The 18,727-nt window shown below is 69.4% G+C and carries 22 protein-coding genes and 1 tRNA gene; 12 read left to right on the forward strand and 11 right to left on the reverse strand.

Going from position 1 to position 18,727, the window contains the following annotated elements:
• Window positions 1-4 precede the first annotated feature (4 nt).
• From AC1DE0_RS15440 to AC1DE0_RS15465, 6 genes are all read left to right on the forward strand, one after another.
• Window positions 5-1,420 (forward strand): rhamnulokinase, encoded by a 1,416-nt coding sequence (locus tag AC1DE0_RS15440; RefSeq protein WP_478102090.1) that lies wholly within the window; start codon window positions 5-7, stop codon window positions 1,418-1,420.
• 59 nt (window positions 1,421-1,479) lie between these two features.
• Window positions 1,480-2,520, forward strand: coding sequence for a LacI family DNA-binding transcriptional regulator (locus AC1DE0_RS15445; protein WP_478102092.1), 1,041 nt, complete (start codon window positions 1,480-1,482; stop codon window positions 2,518-2,520).
• Window positions 2,517-3,260, forward strand: coding sequence for a (Fe-S)-binding protein (locus AC1DE0_RS15450; RefSeq protein ID WP_478102094.1), 744 nt, complete (start codon window positions 2,517-2,519; stop codon window positions 3,258-3,260). Before AC1DE0_RS15445 ends, AC1DE0_RS15450 begins: the two co-directional genes overlap by 4 nt.
• A 14-nt stretch (window positions 3,261-3,274) precedes the next feature.
• Window positions 3,275-4,762: a lactate utilization protein B gene (locus tag AC1DE0_RS15455; RefSeq protein ID WP_478102560.1), complete on the forward strand. Its 1,488-nt coding sequence runs from the start codon at window positions 3,275-3,277 to the stop codon at window positions 4,760-4,762.
• Entirely contained in the window at window positions 4,759-5,388 is a 630-nt protein-coding gene (locus AC1DE0_RS15460) for a LutC/YkgG family protein (protein ID WP_478102096.1), read from the forward strand. Before AC1DE0_RS15455 ends, AC1DE0_RS15460 begins: the two co-directional genes overlap by 4 nt.
• A 289-nt stretch (window positions 5,389-5,677) precedes the next feature.
• Window positions 5,678-5,753 (forward strand) — tRNA-Lys (locus AC1DE0_RS15465).
• A gap of 44 nt (window positions 5,754-5,797) precedes the next feature.
• On the opposite strand, the gene AC1DE0_RS15470 is transcribed toward AC1DE0_RS15465, so the two are convergent.
• From AC1DE0_RS15470 to AC1DE0_RS15480, 3 genes are all read right to left on the reverse strand, one after another.
• The gene (locus AC1DE0_RS15470) at window positions 5,798-6,361 is read right to left on the reverse strand and encodes a helix-turn-helix domain-containing protein (RefSeq protein WP_478102098.1); all 564 of its coding nucleotides are present in this window, start codon (window positions 6,359-6,361) and stop codon (window positions 5,798-5,800) included.
• Between the two features lie 256 nt (window positions 6,362-6,617).
• A complete protein-coding gene (locus AC1DE0_RS15475) occupies window positions 6,618-6,917 on the reverse strand; it encodes a hypothetical protein (protein ID WP_478102100.1) in 300 nt (99 codons plus the stop codon).
• Between the two features lie 421 nt (window positions 6,918-7,338).
• Complete coding sequence (locus tag AC1DE0_RS15480) at window positions 7,339-7,782, reverse strand: ester cyclase (protein WP_478102102.1); 444 nt, start codon at window positions 7,780-7,782, stop codon at window positions 7,339-7,341.
• 177 nt (window positions 7,783-7,959) lie between these two features.
• On the opposite strand from AC1DE0_RS15480, the gene AC1DE0_RS15485 reads away from it, so the two are divergent.
• From AC1DE0_RS15485 to AC1DE0_RS15500, 4 genes are all read left to right on the forward strand, one after another.
• Entirely contained in the window at window positions 7,960-8,139 is a 180-nt protein-coding gene (locus AC1DE0_RS15485) for a hypothetical protein (protein WP_478102104.1), read from the forward strand.
• Between the two features lie 527 nt (window positions 8,140-8,666).
• A complete protein-coding gene (locus tag AC1DE0_RS15490) occupies window positions 8,667-8,894 on the forward strand; it encodes a MerR family transcriptional regulator (RefSeq protein ID WP_478102106.1) in 228 nt (75 codons plus the stop codon).
• A gap of 114 nt (window positions 8,895-9,008) precedes the next feature.
• Window positions 9,009-9,176: a hypothetical protein gene (locus tag AC1DE0_RS15495; RefSeq protein WP_478102108.1), complete on the forward strand. Its 168-nt coding sequence runs from the start codon at window positions 9,009-9,011 to the stop codon at window positions 9,174-9,176.
• Between the two features lie 338 nt (window positions 9,177-9,514).
• Window positions 9,515-9,667, forward strand: coding sequence for a hypothetical protein (locus AC1DE0_RS15500; protein WP_478102110.1), 153 nt, complete (start codon window positions 9,515-9,517; stop codon window positions 9,665-9,667).
• Window positions 9,668-9,688: 21 nt separating this feature from the next.
• Here the strand turns inward: AC1DE0_RS15500 and frdD are convergent, their stop codons facing one another.
• Genes frdD through AC1DE0_RS15525 form a run of 5 tightly spaced genes read right to left on the reverse strand, consistent with a single transcriptional unit; the run spans window position 9,689 to window position 13,183 of the window.
• Window positions 9,689-10,042 carry a fumarate reductase subunit FrdD gene (frdD, locus tag AC1DE0_RS15505; protein WP_478102112.1) on the reverse strand — a complete coding sequence of 118 codons (354 nt, stop codon included), beginning with the start codon at window positions 10,040-10,042 and terminating at the stop codon, window positions 9,689-9,691.
• A 15-nt stretch (window positions 10,043-10,057) separates the two neighbouring features.
• The gene (locus tag AC1DE0_RS15510) at window positions 10,058-10,465 is read right to left on the reverse strand and encodes a hypothetical protein (protein WP_478102114.1); all 408 of its coding nucleotides are present in this window, start codon (window positions 10,463-10,465) and stop codon (window positions 10,058-10,060) included.
• Window positions 10,462-11,214, reverse strand: coding sequence for a succinate dehydrogenase/fumarate reductase iron-sulfur subunit (locus AC1DE0_RS15515; RefSeq protein ID WP_478102116.1), 753 nt, complete (start codon window positions 11,212-11,214; stop codon window positions 10,462-10,464). The genes AC1DE0_RS15510 and AC1DE0_RS15515 overlap by 4 nt, the downstream gene beginning before the upstream one ends.
• 3 nt (window positions 11,215-11,217) lie before the next feature.
• Complete coding sequence (frdA, locus tag AC1DE0_RS15520; RefSeq protein WP_478102118.1) at window positions 11,218-12,957, reverse strand: fumarate reductase (quinol) flavoprotein subunit; 1,740 nt, start codon at window positions 12,955-12,957, stop codon at window positions 11,218-11,220.
• Window positions 12,958-12,970: 13 nt separating this feature from the next.
• Complete coding sequence (locus tag AC1DE0_RS15525) at window positions 12,971-13,183, reverse strand: hypothetical protein (RefSeq protein ID WP_478102120.1); 213 nt, start codon at window positions 13,181-13,183, stop codon at window positions 12,971-12,973.
• A 485-nt stretch (window positions 13,184-13,668) separates the two neighbouring features.
• On the opposite strand from AC1DE0_RS15525, the gene AC1DE0_RS15530 reads away from it, so the two are divergent.
• Window positions 13,669-13,881, forward strand: a complete 213-nt coding sequence (locus AC1DE0_RS15530) for an ANTAR domain-containing protein (RefSeq protein WP_478102122.1) — start codon at window positions 13,669-13,671, stop codon at window positions 13,879-13,881.
• 277 nt (window positions 13,882-14,158) lie between these two features.
• Here AC1DE0_RS15530 and AC1DE0_RS15535 read toward each other — a convergent pair whose 3' ends face one another.
• Window positions 14,159-14,848, reverse strand: a complete 690-nt coding sequence (locus tag AC1DE0_RS15535) for an alpha/beta fold hydrolase (RefSeq protein WP_478102124.1) — start codon at window positions 14,846-14,848, stop codon at window positions 14,159-14,161.
• A gap of 544 nt (window positions 14,849-15,392) precedes the next feature.
• Here AC1DE0_RS15535 and AC1DE0_RS15540 point away from each other — a divergent pair.
• Entirely contained in the window at window positions 15,393-15,851 is a 459-nt protein-coding gene (locus tag AC1DE0_RS15540; protein WP_478102126.1) for an SRPBCC family protein, read from the forward strand.
• 750 nt (window positions 15,852-16,601) lie between these two features.
• On the opposite strand, the gene AC1DE0_RS15545 is transcribed toward AC1DE0_RS15540, so the two are convergent.
• Both AC1DE0_RS15545 and AC1DE0_RS15550 read right to left on the reverse strand, forming a co-directional pair.
• Window positions 16,602-17,204, reverse strand: a complete 603-nt coding sequence (locus AC1DE0_RS15545; protein ID WP_478102128.1) for an IS110 family transposase — start codon at window positions 17,202-17,204, stop codon at window positions 16,602-16,604.
• A 364-nt stretch (window positions 17,205-17,568) separates the two neighbouring features.
• Window positions 17,569-18,468 (reverse strand): ATP-binding protein, encoded by a 900-nt coding sequence (locus tag AC1DE0_RS15550; RefSeq protein WP_478102130.1) that lies wholly within the window; start codon window positions 18,466-18,468, stop codon window positions 17,569-17,571.
• Between the last annotated feature and the right edge of the window lie 259 nt (window positions 18,469-18,727).

Raw genomic sequence — 18,727 nt, forward strand, 5'->3', positions numbered from 1 at the left:
CGCCATGGCTCCGCGCGTCTTCGGCGCCGTCGACATCGGCGCCTCCGGCGGTCGGGTGATGGCCGGCGTCGTCGACGGCGCGCGCACCACCCTGCACACGCTGCACCGGTTCCCCAACGGACCGGTGCAGCGCGACGGCCACCTCCGCTGGGACCTGACCGGGCTGTGGTCCGAGGTGCTCACCGGCCTGCGCCTGCTCGCCCGCGACTTCCCCGAGACCGAGTCCGTCGGCATCGACACGTGGGCCGTCGACTACGCCCTCCTCGACGCTGATGGCGCCCTGCTCGCAGAGCCGGTCTCCTACCGTGACGGACGCTCCGGGCCGGCTGTCGACCGCGTGCACCGACGCGTCCCACGGCAGGAGCTGTATGCCGTCAACGGCCTGCAGTTCCTGCCGTTCACCACCGTCTACCAGCTGGAGGCGGAGAAGTCGGCAAGCCTGTGGCACAAGGCCGCCCACGTCGCACTCCTACCCGACTGGCTCACCTTCCAGCTCACAGGCGAGCTGCGGACCGAGTCCACCAACGCCTCCACGACCGGGCTCCTCGACGCCCGCACCGGCGACTGGGCCAAGGACCTGCTCGACCGTCTCGACATCCCGGCCGACCGCCTGCCCCCGCTCGTCACCCCCGGTGAGGTCGTCGGCCCGCTGACGAGCACCGCCCTCGAGCAGACCGGGCTGCGGCCCGGGACCCTCGTCACCGCCGTCGGCTCGCACGACACCGCCTCCGCCGTCGTCGCCGTGCCGGCCACGACGAGCCGGTTCGCGTACGTCTCCAGCGGCACCTGGTCGCTCGCCGGCCTCGAGCTCGACGCCCCGGTCATCACGCAGGGCGGCCTCGAGGCCAACTTCACCAACGAGGGCGGGGTCGACGGCCGCACCAGGTTCCTGCGCAACGTCGGTGGCCTGTGGCTGCTCCAGGAGTCGATGCGCGCCTGGACCGACCGCGGGCTCGGCCACGACCTGGACACGCTGCTCGACGAGGCCGAGCGCCTGCCCGCCGGAGGTCCCGTCATCGACGTCGACGACGAGGCGTTCATCCCCCCCGGCGACATGCCCGAACGCATCGCGGCCGCGGCCGGATCACCCGGGGCACTTCCCGACCCGGCCCACACGGTGCGGTGCATCCTCGACTCGCTCGCGACGGCATACGCGAGGACGACCCAGCGGGCGACGGAGCTCTCGGGGTCTGCCGTGGACGTCATCCACGTCGTCGGCGGGGGCTCGCGCAACCGGCTGCTCTGCCAGGTGACGGCCGACCTGACCGGCGTGCCGGTGGTGGCCGGCCCCGTCGAGGCGACCGCCCTCGGCAACGTCCTCGTCCAGGCGCGGGCACTCGGGGCGGCGCCCTCCACCCTCGAGGAGATTCGGGCCGACCTCGCGGCCACGCAGGCGCTGCGCCTGCACGGTCCCTCGTGAACCGGGTGCGGCGCGGACCCGTCCCGGCGCGATACGTTTCAGCGACGAGAGGAGGCCCCATGGCCAGGGTGAGCATCAAGGACGTCGCGGCACGGGCGGGAGTCTCCCTCGGCACCGTCTCCAACGTGCTCAACCGGCCCTCCGCGGTGCGGGCCGCCACGAGGGCGAAGGTCGAGTCGGCCATCGCCGAGCTGGGCTTCGTGCCCAACGCCTCGGCGAGGCAGCTGGCGGCCGGGCGCTCGCGCACCATCGCCTACGTCGTGCTCGACGCCACCAACCCCTTCTTCACCGACGTCGCGCGTGGCATCGAGGAGGTCGCCAAGGCCGAGGGGCTCGCGCTCTTCATCTGCAACAGCGACCAGGACGCCGACCGCGAGGACCAGTACCTCGCGCAGCTGACCGAGCTCCGCGCCCGAGGGGTTCTCATCACGGCCATGGACTACGCCAACCCGCGCCTCCAGCAGCTCCGCGACACCGGCGTGCCCGTCGTCCTCGTCGACCGGGCGCCGCAGCAGGGCACCAGCGAGTGGTGCACGGTGGGGGTCGACGACGTCGCCGGTGGCGGGCTGGCCGTCACCCACCTCGTCGAGGCCGGCCACACGCGCCTCGCCTTCGTCGGCGGGCCGGCCGACATCCCGCAGGTGTACGACCGCCACGTCGGCGCCGTTGCGGCGACGGCGGCCGCGAGCCTGCCCGAGAAGGCCCTGACCCTGATCCGCACCTCGGGCCTGACGATCGCCGAGGGGCGGCGGGCCGGTGAGCGCCTGCTCGGGCTGCCGCGTCGCACCCGCCCCACCGGTGTCTTCTGCGCCAACGACCTGCTCGCCCTGGGGCTGCTACAGCACCTCACCCAGCACGGCATCGCGGTGCCCGACGACATCGCCATCGTGGGCTACGACGACATCGAGTTCGCTTCTGCGGCAGCGGTGCCGCTCACCTCGGTCGCCCAGCCGCGTCACCTCCTCGGCAGCACGGCCGCTCGACTGCTCGCCGACGAGGCGGACCGCGGGAGCCAGCACGAGCACCAGCACGTCGTCTTCCCCCCCGAGCTCGTCGCGCGCGCGTCGACCGCCGTGCCCGCGAGCGCGAGGCGCGCATGAGGGTCGCGCTGTTCGTCACGTGCCTGGGCGACGTCCTGTTCCCCGACGTCGCCCGCGCAACCGTGACCGTCCTCGAGCGGCTCGGCCACGAGGTCGTCTTCCCCGAGGCCCAGACCTGTTGCGGCCAGATGCACACCAACACCGGCTACCAGCACGACGCGGTGGGCCTGGTGCGCCACCACGTCGACGTGTTCGAGCAGGCCCTCGCCGGGGGCTGCGAGGCGATCGTCGCGCCGTCGGGCTCGTGCGTCGGGTCGGTGCGCCACCAGCACGCCGCCGTCGCCCGGCGCGGCGGTGACGAGGCGCTCGCCGTCAGGGCCGATGCCGTCGCGGCCCGCACGTTCGAGCTGTCCGAGCTGCTCGTCGACGTGCTCGGGGTCACCGACGTCGGCGCGGCCTACCCGCACCGCGTCACCTACCACCCGACGTGCCACTCGCTGCGCCTCCTCGGCGTGGGCGACCGACCGCTCCGGCTGCTCCGCGCCGTGCGCGGAATCGACCTGGTCGAGCTCCCCGCGGCCGACTCCTGCTGCGGCTTCGGCGGCACGTTCTCGGTCAAGAACGCCGACACCTCGACGGCCATGCTGGCCGACAAGATGTCGGCCGTGCTTGCGACCGACGCCGAGGTCGTCACGGCCGGCGACGCGTCGTGCCTCATGCACATCGGGGGCGGCCTCTCGCGGCTGCGCACCGGCGTACGCCCAGTCCACCTCGCCGAGATCCTCGCGAGCACGACGTGAGCACCTTCCTGGGTATGCCGCAGGGCCGGGTCCCCGGCCCACCCGCCGACACGGCGGTGGGCCAGCTCACCGGCGACCGGCCCTTCCCGACGGCAGCGCGCGACGCGCTGGGCAACACGCAGCTGCGCCGCAACCTGGCGCACGCCACGTCGACGATCCGGGCGAAGCGCGCCGCCGTCGTCGGCGAGGTGCCCGACTGGGAGGCGCTGCGCGAGGCCGGCTCGGCGATCAAGGCCGACACCATGGCGCGGCTGCCCGAGCTGCTCGAAGAGCTCGAGGCCAACGTCATCGCGCGTGGCGGCACCGTGCACTGGGCCCGTGACGCGGCGGAGGCCAACCGCATCGTCGTCGACCTCGTCCGGGCCACCGGTCAGACCGAGGTCGTCAAGGTCAAGTCGATGGCCACGCAGGAGATCGGGCTCAACGAGGCGCTGGAGGAGGCCGGAGTCACCGCACACGAGACCGATCTCGCCGAGCTCATCGTCCAGCTCGGCCACGACCGGCCCAGCCACATCCTCGTGCCCGCCATCCACCGCGGGCGCTCCGAGATCCGCGAGATCTTCGCCCGCGAGATGCCCGGCGTCGACCCCGGCCTCACCGACGAGCCGGCCGTGCTCGCCGCGGCGGCCCGCAGCCACCTGCGCGAGGTGTTCCTCCGCGCGCGCGTCGCCGTCTCCGGCGCCAACTTCGGGGTGGCCGAGACCGGCACGCTGACGGTCGTCGAGTCCGAGGGCAACGGCCGCATGTGCCTCACGCTGCCCGAGACGCTCATCACCGTGATGGGGATCGAGAAGGTCGTGCCGACCTGGCGTGACCTCGAGGTCTTCCTCCAGCTGCTCCCCCGCAGCTCCACCGGCGAGCGGATGAACCCCTACACCTCGACCTGGGCCGGCGTCACCCACGGCGACGGGCCGCAGGACTTCCACCTCGTCCTGCTCGACAACGGCCGCACCCGCGCCCTCGCCGACGACCTCGGACGCACTGCCCTGCACTGCATCAGGTGCTCGGCCTGCCTCAACGTGTGCCCCGTCTACGAGCGCACCGGCGGGCACGCGTACGGCTCGGTCTACCCCGGCCCGATCGGCGCGGTGCTCACCCCCTTCCTCACGGGGGTGACCGGAGGGACCGACCCGAACGACTCGCTCCCGTACGCCTCCAGCCTGTGCGGCGCCTGCTACGACGTCTGCCCGGTCAAGATCAACATCCCCGACCTGCTCGTCCAGCTGCGCGCCGAGCACACCGAGGCCCACGCCGCGACACACCGGCTCCCGACGGCTGAGGCTGCGGCGATGAAGGCTGCCGCCTGGGTGATGGCCGACCCGAAGCGCTTCGCTCGGGCCGGGCGGGCGGCGACCGGTGGCCGGCACGGCATACGGCAGGGCAAGCCGGTGCTGCCCCTGCCGCCTCCCCTCAACGGGTGGACCGGTTCGCGGGACCTGCCGAGCGTGCCCAGCGAGACCTTCCGCGACTGGTGGACACGTACGCGAGGTGACCGGTCGTGAGCGCACGCGACGAGATGCTCACGCGCATCCGACAGGCGCGCGGCGAGGCGGGTGGAGCGACGCCCGTCCCCCGCAGCTACCGCACCACCGGCGAGCACGCGCCGGGCTCCGACGCCGTGGTCGCCGAGCTCGTCGACCGCCTCGAGGACTACCGAGCGACCGTCGTCCGCGCCGCCGGCGACGACACCGCCATCGGCGCCGCGGTCGCCTCGGCCCTGGCCGAGCGCTGCATCCGCGAGGTGATGAGACCACCTGGTGCCCCTGAGGCATGGGCCGCCGCAGTCGAGGTGGCACGCACCGACGACGGCGCTGCCAGCGCCCGAGACCTCGACGCCGTTCCCGCCGTCGTCACGGGCAGCGTCGTGGCCGTCTCGGAGACCGGCACGATCGCCCTCGACGGCGGGCCGCTCTGCGGGCGGCGCGCCCTGACGCTCGTGCCCGACACGCACGTCTGCATCGTGCGTGTGCAGGACGTCGTGCAGACCGTGCCCGAGGGGCTGGCCCGGCTCGACCCGACCCGGCCGACCACTCTGGTCAGCGGACCGTCGGCCACGAGCGACATCGAGCTCAGCCGGGTCGAGCGTGTCCACGGGCCGCGCACCCTCATCGTCGTCGTGGCCGGCTGAGGCCCACACCGGCGCGTGCCCGACAATGGGTGCATGCTCATGGGAAACAAGAAGGCCCAGCGGATCACCGTCGGCATCGTCATCGGTGTCATCGTCGTCAGCCTTGCGCTGTCGCTGATCTCTACGGCGAGCGCGACCCCGTGAGGCACTCGGCGCCCCCTGGCCACCGCGTGGAACGGCGAATCCGCCCGTCGGCTGGGGCTGTCCGCGGGCCCGGGGCCCCGTCGACGAGCGGTCAGCGCCTCGATTTTGTACCGGCCGGGGGCGGCTGCTAACGTTTCCCCTCGTTGCGCCGTTAGCTCAATTGGCAGAGCAAGTGACTCTTAATCACTGGGTTCGGGGTTCGAGTCCCTGACGGCGCACCAGATATGCAGGTCAGGAGCCCGGCCCTTTGGGCCGGGCTCTACTGCTATCCACGAAACCCCCCACCTTTGACGGGTCGGGAAAGCCGCTCTCCTCGAGGGCTGCAGCAGCCGCACTGTTCTTGGCGCCCCGGCCCATGTAAACGTCCATCGTCATGGACGGCCTGGCATGGCCGAGCTGGTCGGCGATCTGCCGCAGACAGTCCCGCGTCGTCCAGGATCGTCGCGTTGGTCTTGCGGAAGGCGTGTGACGTGATCCAGGAGAGCGCGTCTGCCTCGGCCGGCTCGGACGCCTCCGCGGCGAGGAGCATCAACTCGGCGCGTGCGACCTTGGTGACCCGGTAGAAGTCGGCTAGGGCGGCGACGTCCTGGGGCCCGAGCCGCACCCTGCCCGACTCGATGAGCTCGACCCGCGTTCGCGGCCAAGAGTGCGCGTTGGCGACGTCCTTGCGTGACTTCGAGGCAGATCGCCGCGCACCTTTGCGGCTCGGTGACCAGCCACGGCAGACGGCATACTGGCGCAGACCGGCCGGGCCGAAACTCGGCCCCGGGGTCGGCAGCCGGCTGGCAGGAGAGAGTTCGGGAACATGACCGCCGGTCGGCCTGTGCACGCATCGGCCCTCGAACCCCTGAAGGGTTTGGTGGGCCTAGCCAGATGTTGGGGCAGCGGTCAACTCCAGCCAGAGCGCCGTCTGCGGGCACGGGGCCGCGACATATTCATCGCCATCATCACCTTGTCAGTCCCATCAGCCACGTGGACCGCCGGGCGCGTCAGCAACTGATCGTCCGGGTGTGCGGAGGACGGCCGCTCTTGCTCACCTCGGTCTGAAGTTCGTATGTATTAGGTTCGGGGCCGGAGAGAACGGTCTAACGGCCGCGTACGACGTCGAAGGCCTCGTCGAACGTAGGTTCCGGCGGTGGCCCGTCCAAGGCCACACCACGCTCGCCGAGGACTTTCTGCATGGTCGGAACCAGCCGCGCGTCGTTGAACTTTTGGAAGTGGTCCTGGCTCTCCCACAAGTCGACCACGTGCACACCACCGGCTGTCGCAGTCATCACATGGACGATCAGCCCGTCAGGAGGGTCGTCCCGAACCCCCATCGCGCTGCTCACCGCTTCGAGGTCCTCACGGCTGACGGGAAGATCCATCGTCATCAAAACCGCCATCTCGGCTCCTACGTCAGTCTCAGCCTGCCGGCCGAGATCAGACCAAGTCTGATCTCGTCCGGGAAGGTTGACAAGGTCCGCCGCAATGCAGCCTGAGGTGCTACCTGCCGAGGGTATGACCTGGTGTAGGAACAGCTGAAAAGCCCCTGACAGCAAGGGCGCAGGTCACGCGTACGCCGAGAGCCCGCTGCCGACGGTGATCACGCCCGCACCCGACGAACGGCCGACCCCACGCCCTCGACTGCGCATCGAGGCCCCGATCAAGCAGCCGACACCAGACGACCTCATCCACGGCGCGTGACAGCCGCTGTCTCCTCCGCCTTGACAAGATCCGGAGTCCCGAACCGCCCCGACATGTTCGCAGTCTCCGGACATGTCGGGGCGGTCAAAGGGTGGACCGGTGCCGATTGTGCTGAAAGAACTACTTGTGCTGGGATGCCGTCTGTCCGGACGTGAGCCCGAGCTGAGCCATCAGTGATCCGGTGTCGAAGTACGTCTTCTGACTCTGAACCTTGCCATCCTTGAACTCCATGACATCGCACAGTTGCAAGGTCAAGGACCGCCCGGTTGCTGGGATCTCACCCATGCTGGTCGCCAGAGTTCCCGTGTGGGTGCCTCGGCCGGTGAACTCCACGACTACGTAGTTGCCCGACTCGATCACCCGGTCGACGGTGACCTTGCCGTCCGGGAAACCGTCTGCCCACATCGTGTTGTACGCGCGAGAGCCTTCGGCGCCTGCAAAGGTGTCACCGGAACCGACGATCGTGATCGTTGCATCGGGCGATGTCGCCTCGGCGATCTCGTCAAAATTTCGCTCGTTCCATGCCTCGTGGATCCTGCGCGCAAGGGTTGCATTGTCTGCCATCTGAGCCTCCGCTCTGGCACCTGCCCACCCCGTCGAAGGTAGTACCGGGCCCGCTAGGCGGCAACGGGCCGAGACTGGTGCAACTCACCTTGAAGTAAGGGGTATGTGCCCATAAAGACGAGGTGGTTTGCGATGTTCGGCTCCCGGTTCATGCCCTGTCAGGAGTGCGGCGCTTCCGTGGATCGGACCGGTCCTGGGGGCCACGAGTGCGCGCCCGAGCGCCGGGCCGACTACCAGATGTTCGGGCTGCGCGAGGAGGTCGCGCAGTTGGAGGCCGGGGTCCACCGCTACCTGACGACAGCAACGGGGCGCTTCGAGTCCTGGCTCGCCGCCAGAGAGGTTCGCGCCCGAAGCTGAGGCTCCGCGGGCTCCGGTCCCCCCGGATCTCGCCCGTCGCCACGTGGCCCCTCGGTGAGCACATCCTGCTGCCCGACGACGTGTCTACCTGGGCGCCGCGTTCTCCGAGCCACGGGAGCGATAGGCGGCTCTTAGAGGATTCCGACAGGACGGGTGTCCTCTCTGCGACGTCAGGGAACATTGCGTGGGCGCGGCTCAGCCCGTCGGGATCCACGGGTGGCGGCTGGTCTTCTGCAACTGTCGCCAACCGCCTGGCTCGGTTGTTGCTGACGATCGCTCTGAGCAGTCCCAGTAGTGCGCGCGATATCTTTTCGTCGGCGTAGATCTGCATGGCGAAAGCGGTCTTGTTGCCGTGGCCTTGGTTGATGCCGTCCGGGCCGGGCACCGTCGGGTCGTACAGGGACAGGTTGATGTGGTCTTCGTGGCCACCAGCGCGCAGACGTTCCCGCGAAGGACGAAGTACGGCTATGTCCCAGCGATTAAGTCCTAGGTCGGCCCCCTCTGGCCATCGCTCTCGCAGCCGGAGAATGCGCCGTCTGGCGGCGGTGTTAGGAAGTTTGCTCGTGCAGAACCTGCGGCTGTACGAGGCGCGCGGCCTGCTGGAGCCCGATCGCACAGAGGGAGGCATGCGCCGCTACAGCGCCAACGGCCTCGACCGGCTGCGACGCATCCCACGACCTGTTGGAGGCCGGGCTGTACCTCGCCGGCATCTGCATGGTCTTTGGACCCTCAAGGCCCAATGCGCCCATGTCTGAGCACGAGGAGGCGCGCGGCCATGGCCGACACCATCTACCCGACCATCGATCCGACCATCGTGCGGTCGACGACGTCCCCGGCGCATCGCCCCGACGGGGGCGCATGATGGAGCCATGAACGTGCAGTGGCTGTTCATCGGGTCGCCGACGATCCTCATCGACGGCCGCGACCCATTCGCCACGTCGGATGAGCGGCCGGAGCTGGCCCGACGAGTCTTCTCGACCCCGGACGGCCGAAGCGGGTCGCCGACGCTGGGCCAGCTGTTGGAGGTGCTCTCATGAGGCGCGTAGTTGCCCTCGCCGTCGCCGGGTATCTGGCAGCGGCCCTCGTCGGGTTGGAGCGCGAGCGTCGTGGACTCATTTCGTGTGGCTGCCCCGACGACTGCTGGTGTCATCAGCCCGGCCTGTGGCTGTTCCGCTGGGTCTTTCCTCGAGGTCACAAGAGCGCGTAGGCAGGTCAGCCTCGTCGTCGCCCACCGATCGCAGGCGGGCCAGTGCGGTCGCCGCTGGTGATCCGGCTGTCATGATGCGCTTGCCGTTGTCGTCCGGCAGCGCTCAGGTGCACGCCCTCGGCGCCGACTCCCAGACGACCGTCCTGACCGGTCACCACGGCGGTTTCCTTGAATGCCGTTCTGTGCGGCGTGACCGCCCTCGTCGTCGGCGCGGGCCGGCGCGGCCGCATCGTGAAGGGGCGCGCCTGCCTGGTGCCCGAGCCACCGGTCCGTGAGCAGGACCGCGCCGAGGGGATCGGTGGAACCGCGAACAGCCCCTGATACCAGCGGTGCCGACCGCCGTCAGCCGCCACGCGCCGAAGCCGCCTGCCAGAGCAGTACTGCGGCAATTGCCGACCCGAAGAGGGCCAGTGCGTAGACGATGGTGTTGATGGGGCTCTGGTAAGGCTTCAGCCTGAGCCCGTCGAAAAGGGTGTAGCGGAACCGCTGCGCCCAGTGCAGGAGCGACAGCACGCAGACGCCGAGCAGCACAAGCGCGGTCAGCGGGTGGCCGACGAGGCCGAGCAGACGGTCGCGACCGGGATCATCGACCCACCCCAGCGGCAGCGCGAACGCGAAGAGGAAGACCATCGCCGGGAGGAACAGGGCCGAGACGACCCCGCCCGCGCTGAACAGCAACCACAGGACCGGCTCCACCGCCCGCCTGGCCACCTAGCGGGTCACCACCAGGGCGACGACCGCCGCGGTCACGACGACCCAGCTGGCATACGCGCCGCCAGCGATCGCAAGCGCAGGCACTCGCTGCCCGCGCAGCTTCACGACCGTGGCGGCCGGGGTCAGGTTGAACCACGTGACGGAGTGGAGCAGGAGGAAGGCGAGCGTGACGACGTTGAGGGCAACGACCCAGGGGCTGGACGCCCAGGCGAGGAAGGCGGCATACGCGGCCTGTCCCTGCGCGAGCACGCGGACCAGGAGGAGGAGGAAGACCACCGACCAAGCCACGAAGATGCTGCTCAGCTCGCGCAGGACGAAGAAGACGTAGCTGCGACGGTGCAGCCACCACAGCCGGCTCATCTCTGGCCGGTAGGGCGGCTGGGCCTCCGGCGCCGGATCGGTCATCGCGGACCTCGCGGCCCTCGCGGGAGGACGAACGATCGCACCGCCTGGAGTGCGGCGCTGAGCTTGTACCGCTGGATCGCGCCGGCAGGGTCGACACCCTTGGGGCAGGCCCGCGTGCACTCGCCGACGAACGTGCACCCCCAGATGCCCTCGGGGTGGATGAGCAGGTCCATCCGGATATCGGCGCCCTCGTCCCGGGAGTCCAGGTTGTAGCGCTGTGCGAGGGCGATGGCGGCCGGGCCGACGAACTCCGGGTCGAGCGCGTAGACGGGGCAGGCGGAGTAGCAGAGCATGCAGTTGATGCACATGCTGAACTGCGAGTAGTCCGCAAGCTGCTCGGGCGTCTGCAGGTACTCGCCTTCGTTGACTGACCGGTCCTGCTCGCGCACGATCCACGGGCTGACCCGGGGGAGCTTGCGCATGAAGTCGCCGATGTCGACGACGAGGTCGCGGATGACGGGGAAGTTGGCGAGCGGCTCGATCCGGACCGGCCCCGGGGCGTAGTCCACGAGGAACGTCGCGCAGGTCAGCCGTGGCTCGCCGTTGACGGTCATGCCGCAGCTGCCGCAGATGCCCATCCGGCACGACCATCGGTAGGACAGGCTTCCGTCGAGGGTGTCCTTGACGTGGTTGAGGCCGTCGAGCACCGCCCAGTCGCGACGCAGCGGGACGTCGTACGACTCGAGGGTCGGCTCGCTCTCGCGGTCCGGCCGGTACCGCGCCACCTCGAGCGTGATGGTGTCAGCCATTGCTCACCTCCCGTAGACCCGTTCGCCGGGTGGCCATCGGGTGAGGGTCACCGGCAGGTACTCGACCTCGTGGACGCCCGCCTCGCCGCGGAGAACGAGCGAGTGTGCGAGGTAGTGCTCGTCGTCGCGGGCGGGGAAGTCGAGGCGTTGGTGGGCACCTCGGGACTCCTCACGTCGCAGGGCCGCAGCGACGATGGCCTCGGCCACATCGAGCATGTTCGACAGCTCGAGGGCGGCGACGACCTGCGTGTTGAAGGCGCGGCTGTGGTCGTCGACCGCCATCGACCCGGACCGCTCCTGCAGCTCCCGCAGCGTCGCGGCGCCCTTGACGAGGGAGTCCTCGGTGCGGAAGATCCCGGCGCTGTCCTCCATGGCCTGCTGCATGGCAGTCCGCAGGACCGCGATCGACTCGCGTCCGTCCGTGCGGTCCCTGACGCCGATCGTGAGGCGGCGCTCCTCGTCCCGCGCCTGCGCGGCGATGGACGGTCCGGGTTCAGCGGCGCCGGCGGCATAACGGGCAGCGGCGCGGCCGGCTCGCGCACCGAAGACGAGGCACTCGGGCAGCGAGTTGGAGCCAAGGCGGTTGGAACCGTTGATGCTGACGCATGCCACTTCCCCGGCGGCATACAGGCCGGCCAGCGGCGTCGCACCGTCGATGTCGGTGTGGACCCCGCCCATCATGTAGTGCACGACCGGGCGCACCGGCACGAGTTCGCGTACGGGGTCGATGTTCTCGTACTTCAGGCAGAGCTCGCGCACAAAGGGGAGCTTGGTGTCGATCACCTTCTCGCCCAGGTGCCGCAGGTCGAGGTGCACGACGGGACCGTATGCCGTGTCGATCGTCCGCCCCTTCTCGTCCTCGTGGACGAACGCCTGGGACAGGCGGTCACGTGGACCGAGTTCCATGCTGCGCAGCACCGGCTCCGGCGTGGGGGTGCCGAGGTCGTAGTCCTGCAGGTAGCGCTCGCCGTCCTTGTTGAGCAGCCAGCCGCCCTCCGCGCGAGCGGCCTCGGTGATGAGGATGCCCGTGAACGGCAGGCCCGTCGGGTGGTACTGCACGAACTCCATGTCCTTGAGCGGCACGCCCGCCCGCCAGGCGAGCGCCATGCCGTCGCCCGTGTTGATGTTCGCGTTCGTCGTGAACGGAAACACCCGGCCGCAGCCACCGCCCGCGAGAATCACCGCCTTCGCCGTGATCGGCGCGATCCGCCCCGTCGCGAGCTCGAGGGCGACGACCCCCTGCACCCGGCCGGCGTCGACGAGCAGCCGGGTGACGAACCACTCGTCATACCGGGCCACCTCGGAGTACTTCAGGGACGTCTGGAACAGCGTGTGCAGCATGTGGAAGCCGGTCTTGTCGGCGGCGAACCATGTCCTCTTCCGCTTCATGCCGCCGAACGCCCGCACGGCGATGTGGCCATCGGCCTGCCGGCTCCACGGGCACCCCCAGTGCTCGAGCAGGAGCAGCTCCCGGGGGGCCTCCTCCACGAAGGCCTCGACCGCGTCCTGGTCGCAGAGCCAGTCACTTCCGGAGACCGTGTCGTACGCGTGCTCGTCGAGGCTGTCGTCGCTCGCGACCGCTCCGGCGGCGCCACCTTCGGCGGAGACCGTGTGGCTGCGCATCGGATAGACCTTGGACACGATCGCGACCCGAAGCGCAGGATCCAGCTCGGCGATGGCGATGGCCGCCCGCAGGCCCGCGGCACCGCCTCCGATGACGAGGATGTCGTGGTCGGCACACATGTCAGGTCGCTGCCTACTCGCCGCGCAGCTCTTCGTCGAGCAGCAGCCTGCCGCTGTGGTGCTTCACGCGGTGGTGGGTGCTCCCGTCGTGGAAGTCGTCGCGGAAGTCTTCGCAGCCGCAGCCGTAGTGCACGTGGACGACGCGCATCCCCTCGTCGTCGCTGTCGCGAAAACGCGTACCGTCGACCACCGACCCGCAGGGGGCCTTCTCGCCGGTGAAACTCACTCTCGTCGCCACAGGGCACCAACCTTCGCCCGACTGTCTCCAGAATGCTCCCGACGGCGCCCGATGGGAACAGGTAACCGGCATCAGAAGCGTCGGCCGCCGGGTCCAGTTCAGCCGCGAGAGAGCAAGCCCTCGCTCGTGCTCACGCGGCAGCAGCGTCTGAGTCGATGACTGACGTCCCTCCACGTCGACCATCGCTGACCGGAGGAGCAGAAGGATGCCCGTTGAACTGGAGTAGAGACCAGTGCGTCTCCCGACGCGCTGCGGGGTCGACACCAATCGCGCCGACATCGACCCCCTGGACCAGGGGGCCGACGCCACCGAGGCGAGGTCGATGAACCGACCCCGCGCGGGGGGACTCCGGAGGGTCGCGCTGACGCCAACCACGAGCGCCTCGCACAACGGGAAGAGCGCGCCGACATCCACGAGAAGCTGATGGGGCGCCACAGGCCGAGGCCGGCGGCGCGACCGAGCATGCCGCTCACGTGAAGGTGGCGCTGCGGAAATCTCGATGGATCGGTACCGCAATCGGCATCATCATGGCTGACCGAAGGATTCGCGAAGCAGACGCATTCTCCGTCCTCGTCGATGCCAGCCAGCACACCAACCGAAAGCTCAACACCATCGCCGTCGAGATCGTCGCGACCGGGGACACCACCACGCTGCGACCCGTATCCACCCTCTTCGCGGCGGATTGACGCAGGTCAGGGGCCGCGGATCATGTCCTTGATGACTGAAACCTGTGGAGCGGTCTCGTCGGAGTGCTCGACTCGATGCCGGAGTCTCGTCAACGTGAGCACCGCGCAGAAGACGCGGCCGCGGGCGACAGGGCCCAGCCGATCAAGGGCGGACGCGACGTCGACACCGCCCGACGCGTTGACCGGCTTTGCTCGTCTGACGCGGTCATGCGGAGTCCCGCGCTCTCGGGCAACTTGATTGTCGCGCGATGCCGAAAGGGCAAACAGCTATTGCTCGTCAGAGGCCATGCATGAGGATGTCGGCCAGTGCGCCGGGTCGGGCGAGGAACGGAGAGTGTCCCCCTGGCAAGTCGATCGGTTCGACGCCCAGACGGTCCCGGGCGACCCGTCTGGACCACGTGGGATTGACGACCCGATCCTCGGCGCAGACGATCGACATCGTCTCCACCTGCGGCCACACGTCGAAGTCGGCGACCTCACGCCACATCGAGCGCTGGAACCTCAAGCGTGCGATCGACGCCTGGGCAGTTTCCGGCGGACAGTCGTGATAAAGCACGCGCCGAGCACCCGCGTCGGTGAAACGGAACCGGCCCTCGGCATCGAACTCTAGGTCTTGCTCAAGCAGAGGCACGTCGCGGTCGACGTCCTGGGTGGCCAGCGACTCAAGACTCGAACCCGGTGCGCCCACTATGCCGGCGAGCATGATCATCCGGCGTGTCGGCACCCGGTGAGCCACCAGCGGCGCCAGGAGCGCGCCCAACGAATGACCCACCACCACCGCCTCATCAACGGCATCCGGCAAGGCAGCGATGGCGGCGTCGGTGGACTCGCTCAGGCCGGCGTTCAGGCTTTGGCACGGAAGGTCGGGCGCGGTGCTCTGGTGACCTGCGGCGGTCAAGATGGACGCCACCGCATCCCAGCACCAACCGCCGTGGCAGGCGCCGTGGAGCAGCAGAAAGTGCGCCATGACCCGACCATACATCCACGGCTCGACGTCCCCGTAGACCGTGAGGACGGGGCCGCGGCCGACCCGTTCGGGTCTCCGGAACATATGAGGTCACGTTCAAGCCTTCATGGGCAAGGCCGACGGCACCTGCACGGCGGTGGAGGCCGACCCGGGCCGGCGCATCGTCGACCAGGCGGCGGAACTGGCCGGCCTGGCCCCGTTGATCACCTACACGGTGACGCCGCAGGGAGCGGAGCTCGGTTCAATCGCTCCGTCGAGATCCATCCCTCCGGGTTCAAGGTTGTCATGACCCCGATGATGGCCATCATGGTCCCGCGACGGAACAAGACCTTCCTCTCCAACCTCAAGCGGGCCCTCCAGACCTAAGGGCGCCACCACGCTTGACGTTCCAGACGGCCCCAGGCCCCGCAAGCCGGGCCAGACCCCGCCAGACACCGCCGCAGGTCGAGGCCGGATCCGCCTCGTCCGCTATCCAGAGGGCGTAGCGTTGGGCTGGCGGCTGACGTCCGCTCGGAGTCGCTATTGCTGCCCGGAGGTGCTCAGGATGCCCAAGGTGGAATTCGACGTGGAGACCAGTGCGTCTCCAGAAGCCGTGCGGACGGCCCTCTTGGACTTCACCGACCGGCGCCCGGAGATCTGGCCGGGTATCGACCCCAGCCTCTACAGGGTCTACAACGTTGGCGACACCTTCGCCGACGTGCAGGAGGGCAGCAAGATGCCCGGGTCGAGCATCTGGGCAAGGGAGCACTACGACTGGTCGAAGGGTGAACTGATCACCTGGACCGTCCAGGAGAGCAACTTCTGCGCTCCGGGCAGCTACGTGTCCGCCGCGATCGCGCCGAGAGGCGACGGCGGTAGCCGAATCCACGTGATCTGGAACCGTACGCCGACGTCAGTGCCCGGGCGGCTGGCCACCGTCTTGATCCGGCTGACTGGGGGCAAGCCGGTCGCCGCTTCGATGCGAAAAGCGCTGGCCAAGCTCGAGCGGCCACCGGCGTCCTGACTCTGGGGTCGGTGCCTTGGTTGGGCTCATGACCGACGGTTGGACAACTACCTCCGATCAGTCGGGGTCGCCGCCTGGCGGCGCATTGACGCCGTCCCACCGTGGGCCCTGTGACAGGTCGACGGTGAGCGGACAAGGCGGCCCATCGGCGTGAAGGTTGAACGTCCCGGGCATGGTGCCCCACCCGGTCCGTGGCCAGCACATGACGGACTCCAGCGGTCTGAAGCGAGACAACCTTGGGCTCGTTGCGCTGCTCATCGGCGTGGCGTGCGGCGGCATTCTCTGGGTCGCGGCAGCTGCGTGCGCGACGCTCAACGGGGCCGCCACCCCCCAGCTTCACGATGGCGCCTTGGTCAGACTCGTCTCGGAACCGGGCAATCCGAGCCATGGGTGGGCAAGAAGGGTCGGGCCTCCGACGCTCTACTGGGCTGTGGCGGCCGTTCTCGCTGGCGGCTGCGGGGCCATGGCGCGAGCGGCATACCGCCTTCGGCCCTCAAGGCCCTGCGACGAGCCAGGGCTGGAAAGGCGAGACGGTCTCGCCCACCGCCGGGAGGTCGAACGCACCGCCGGTTCGCGTCGCGTTCTCGGCAGGTCCGCCGCGCTACGGCCGTCCCTTGCCCAGCCGACGATCTCGGATGTCGCGCAGCTGCTCGGCCGAAGCAAAGGCGCGCCCTGCTTCAGCACCGTCGAGGACTCGACCGTCATCCTCGGCCCTCCGCGATCCGGCAAAGGGCTCCACCTCGTCATCCCCTACATCCTGGATGCTCCTGGGGCGGTGATCACGACCCGCACACGACCCGACAACCTAACCGTGACCCTCGATTCGCGACGGGCCAAGGGCCCGGTCGCGGTGTTCGATCCCAAGGCCTCGCGCCCGGCGTCCCGGCGACTGCGCGCTGGTCTCCGATCCGTGGTTGCGAGGACCCGCACGTGGGTGAGCGCTTCGCGCCGGTCGGCCAGCATCCGCAGCGCCTCGAGCTCACCATCGAGGTGCAGCACTCGCAGGGTGTGGGTGCGGACCGCGACGATCGCGATGGAGTGCGCGTCGCGGGCGTCGGTCTTGCGGTTGTGGCCGGTGTCGAAGAGACGGACCCGGGCGGCGAGCTTCGCCGGGACATCGACCACTCGTTCGCCGTCTTCGAGGAGGCGTTGCGCGAGGGGACGGCCAGTGCCGTTGCTGCCCTCGACGGCCCAGATCCGCTCGGGCCAGGCCTTCGCGTAGGCCCGCATGGCTGCATAGCCGGCCCGGTTGGTGGTGAACCGGCCCGAACCAAGCAGCCGCTCCTGACGATCGACGGCCTCGATGGTGGCCGACAGCTTGTGGGGATCGACCCCGATGATGACGTGCTCCATGTACCGCTCCCGCCTGTGCTCGATCCGGTGTGGACGGCGAGGTGGGCATTGCTACTACGAGCTGGGCAGTCCCTTCTTGAGCCACGCCTCGTCACGGTGACCGGCGGGCCGCAGACCGATAGTGAGCCACACCGGCACTGCTGGTGGGCAGCCGCATGGAGAGCCGTCCGCCGACCACCTGAACCGAGTCTGGCCAGACACCGGTCGTACGGGAATCCTCTAGTAGCCGCGTGCGAGCGGCGACCCTCGGGCAGTTCATGGATGCGGCGAACGCATTCGGCGTCTTCCCCGACCCGGGGCGCCTCCACGCAGACGTTCCCATCAACGCACGGTCTTGCCGCGGGTAGTGCATTCGAACGGGCCTTCAGGCCGGTTCGATAACGAACCACACGGTCATCCCTACTGCGTCGAGCTCCGAGCCCCACCTACTCGAGAGTGCGCTGACGATCTGGAGCCCACGACCGTGCACGGCCAGCGGTTCCACGGAGACTTGGCTGAGATCAACGACGAGGCTCGAACCAGCGTCGCGGACCGTCGTGGTGAGCACGCCGCGGTCGAGGATGACCCGCAGTTCGCAGCCCGCGTCGGTGTGGATGATGGCGTTGGTGACCAGCTCGCTCAGGCACAGGATCGCGGAGTCAATCAAGTCAGGGTCTACGCCCCAGGCCGAGAGAACGTTCCTTACGTAGCTGCGCGCGGCGCCCGCCGCCCGAGGGTCGGCGGCGACCGCGTAGGTGGCGGCCAGTGCAGCATCCGGCACCGGCTCGTCCATCAGAGACCGGCTCGCGTACCTGGTGGCGCGCTGGGCGCGGCGCAGCCCGGCGCCCAGCCTCATTCCCAGCGTCTGGAGGTTCGTCAGCTGTTGGTGGTCAAACCGTTGATCGGTGTCATAGAAGAGGGCATATCCGCCCTGCACGTGGCCGCCGGTGACCATCGGCACCGAGGCCAGCGCGCGGGTGATGGCTGATTGCCGGCTCGTGAATGCGGGATAGCCGACGCTGAGGGCGTCCAGAGAGCCCACGATCTGTTCGCCGGTACGGATGGAGTGGTTGAGGGGCACGTCCTCGTAGGCGTCGACCTCGCACCAGTTGACACCGAGCTCGTTGTGGCGGTCACTAGCGCTGAAGAGCAGCCGTCGGCCGCCGCCTTCGGCGAGTGCCAGCCCTGCGCGGTGGACCCCGGGGATCTCGGAGAGCTGCGCCAGAGCGGAGCGCACCCACGTGTCCCCGTCCAGGACCGCGTTGTTCGCCGCTGTGAGCACCACTTGCTCAGGGTAGGCGAATACGTCAGGCCACATGCCGGTCGCCGTAGCCCGAATGATTCGGCGAGGTTCTGCTGCCTCACTCACCGCCGCCGCCGCCGGCCCCAGGATCACCTCCGGTTCGGCGGGTGTCCGTGGCGCTGGGCCGACGAGATGAATCCGGCGAAGTCGTCGTAGCAGGCCCCTGTTAGAGGCTCGATCAACAACGAGTCGAGCACGGGCCGGGTCTCCCCGGTCGCCACGCGCGAGCGCGCCCCGCGGA

Source organism: Terrabacter sp. 05T424 (genome assembly GCF_056396225.1).

Coding starts and splice junctions, on each gene's coding strand:
- AC1DE0_RS15440 (WP_478102090.1), top strand. CDS start 5: ATGGCTCCGCGCGTCTTCGGCGCCGTCGACATCGGCGCCTCCGGCGGT.
- AC1DE0_RS15445 (WP_478102092.1), top strand. CDS start 1,480: ATGGCCAGGGTGAGCATCAAGGACGTCGCGGCACGGGCGGGAGTCTCC.
- AC1DE0_RS15450 (WP_478102094.1), top strand. CDS start 2,517: ATGAGGGTCGCGCTGTTCGTCACGTGCCTGGGCGACGTCCTGTTCCCC.
- AC1DE0_RS15455 (WP_478102560.1), top strand. CDS start 3,275: ATGCCGCAGGGCCGGGTCCCCGGCCCACCCGCCGACACGGCGGTGGGC.
- AC1DE0_RS15475 (WP_478102100.1), bottom strand. CDS start 6,917: ATGGCGGTTTTGATGACGATGGATCTTCCCGTCAGCCGTGAGGACCTC.
- AC1DE0_RS15480 (WP_478102102.1), bottom strand. CDS start 7,782: ATGGCAGACAATGCAACCCTTGCGCGCAGGATCCACGAGGCATGGAAC.
- AC1DE0_RS15490 (WP_478102106.1), top strand. CDS start 8,667: ATGCGCCGTCTGGCGGCGGTGTTAGGAAGTTTGCTCGTGCAGAACCTG.
- AC1DE0_RS15495 (WP_478102108.1), top strand. CDS start 9,009: ATGAACGTGCAGTGGCTGTTCATCGGGTCGCCGACGATCCTCATCGAC.
- AC1DE0_RS15510 (WP_478102114.1), bottom strand. CDS start 10,465: ATGACCGATCCGGCGCCGGAGGCCCAGCCGCCCTACCGGCCAGAGATG.
- AC1DE0_RS15515 (WP_478102116.1), bottom strand. CDS start 11,214: ATGGCTGACACCATCACGCTCGAGGTGGCGCGGTACCGGCCGGACCGC.
- frdA (WP_478102118.1), bottom strand. CDS start 12,957: ATGTGTGCCGACCACGACATCCTCGTCATCGGAGGCGGTGCCGCGGGC.
- AC1DE0_RS15535 (WP_478102124.1), bottom strand. CDS start 14,848: ATGGCGCACTTTCTGCTGCTCCACGGCGCCTGCCACGGCGGTTGGTGC.
- AC1DE0_RS15540 (WP_478102126.1), top strand. CDS start 15,393: ATGCCCAAGGTGGAATTCGACGTGGAGACCAGTGCGTCTCCAGAAGCC.
- AC1DE0_RS15545 (WP_478102128.1), bottom strand. CDS start 17,204: ATGGAGCACGTCATCATCGGGGTCGATCCCCACAAGCTGTCGGCCACC.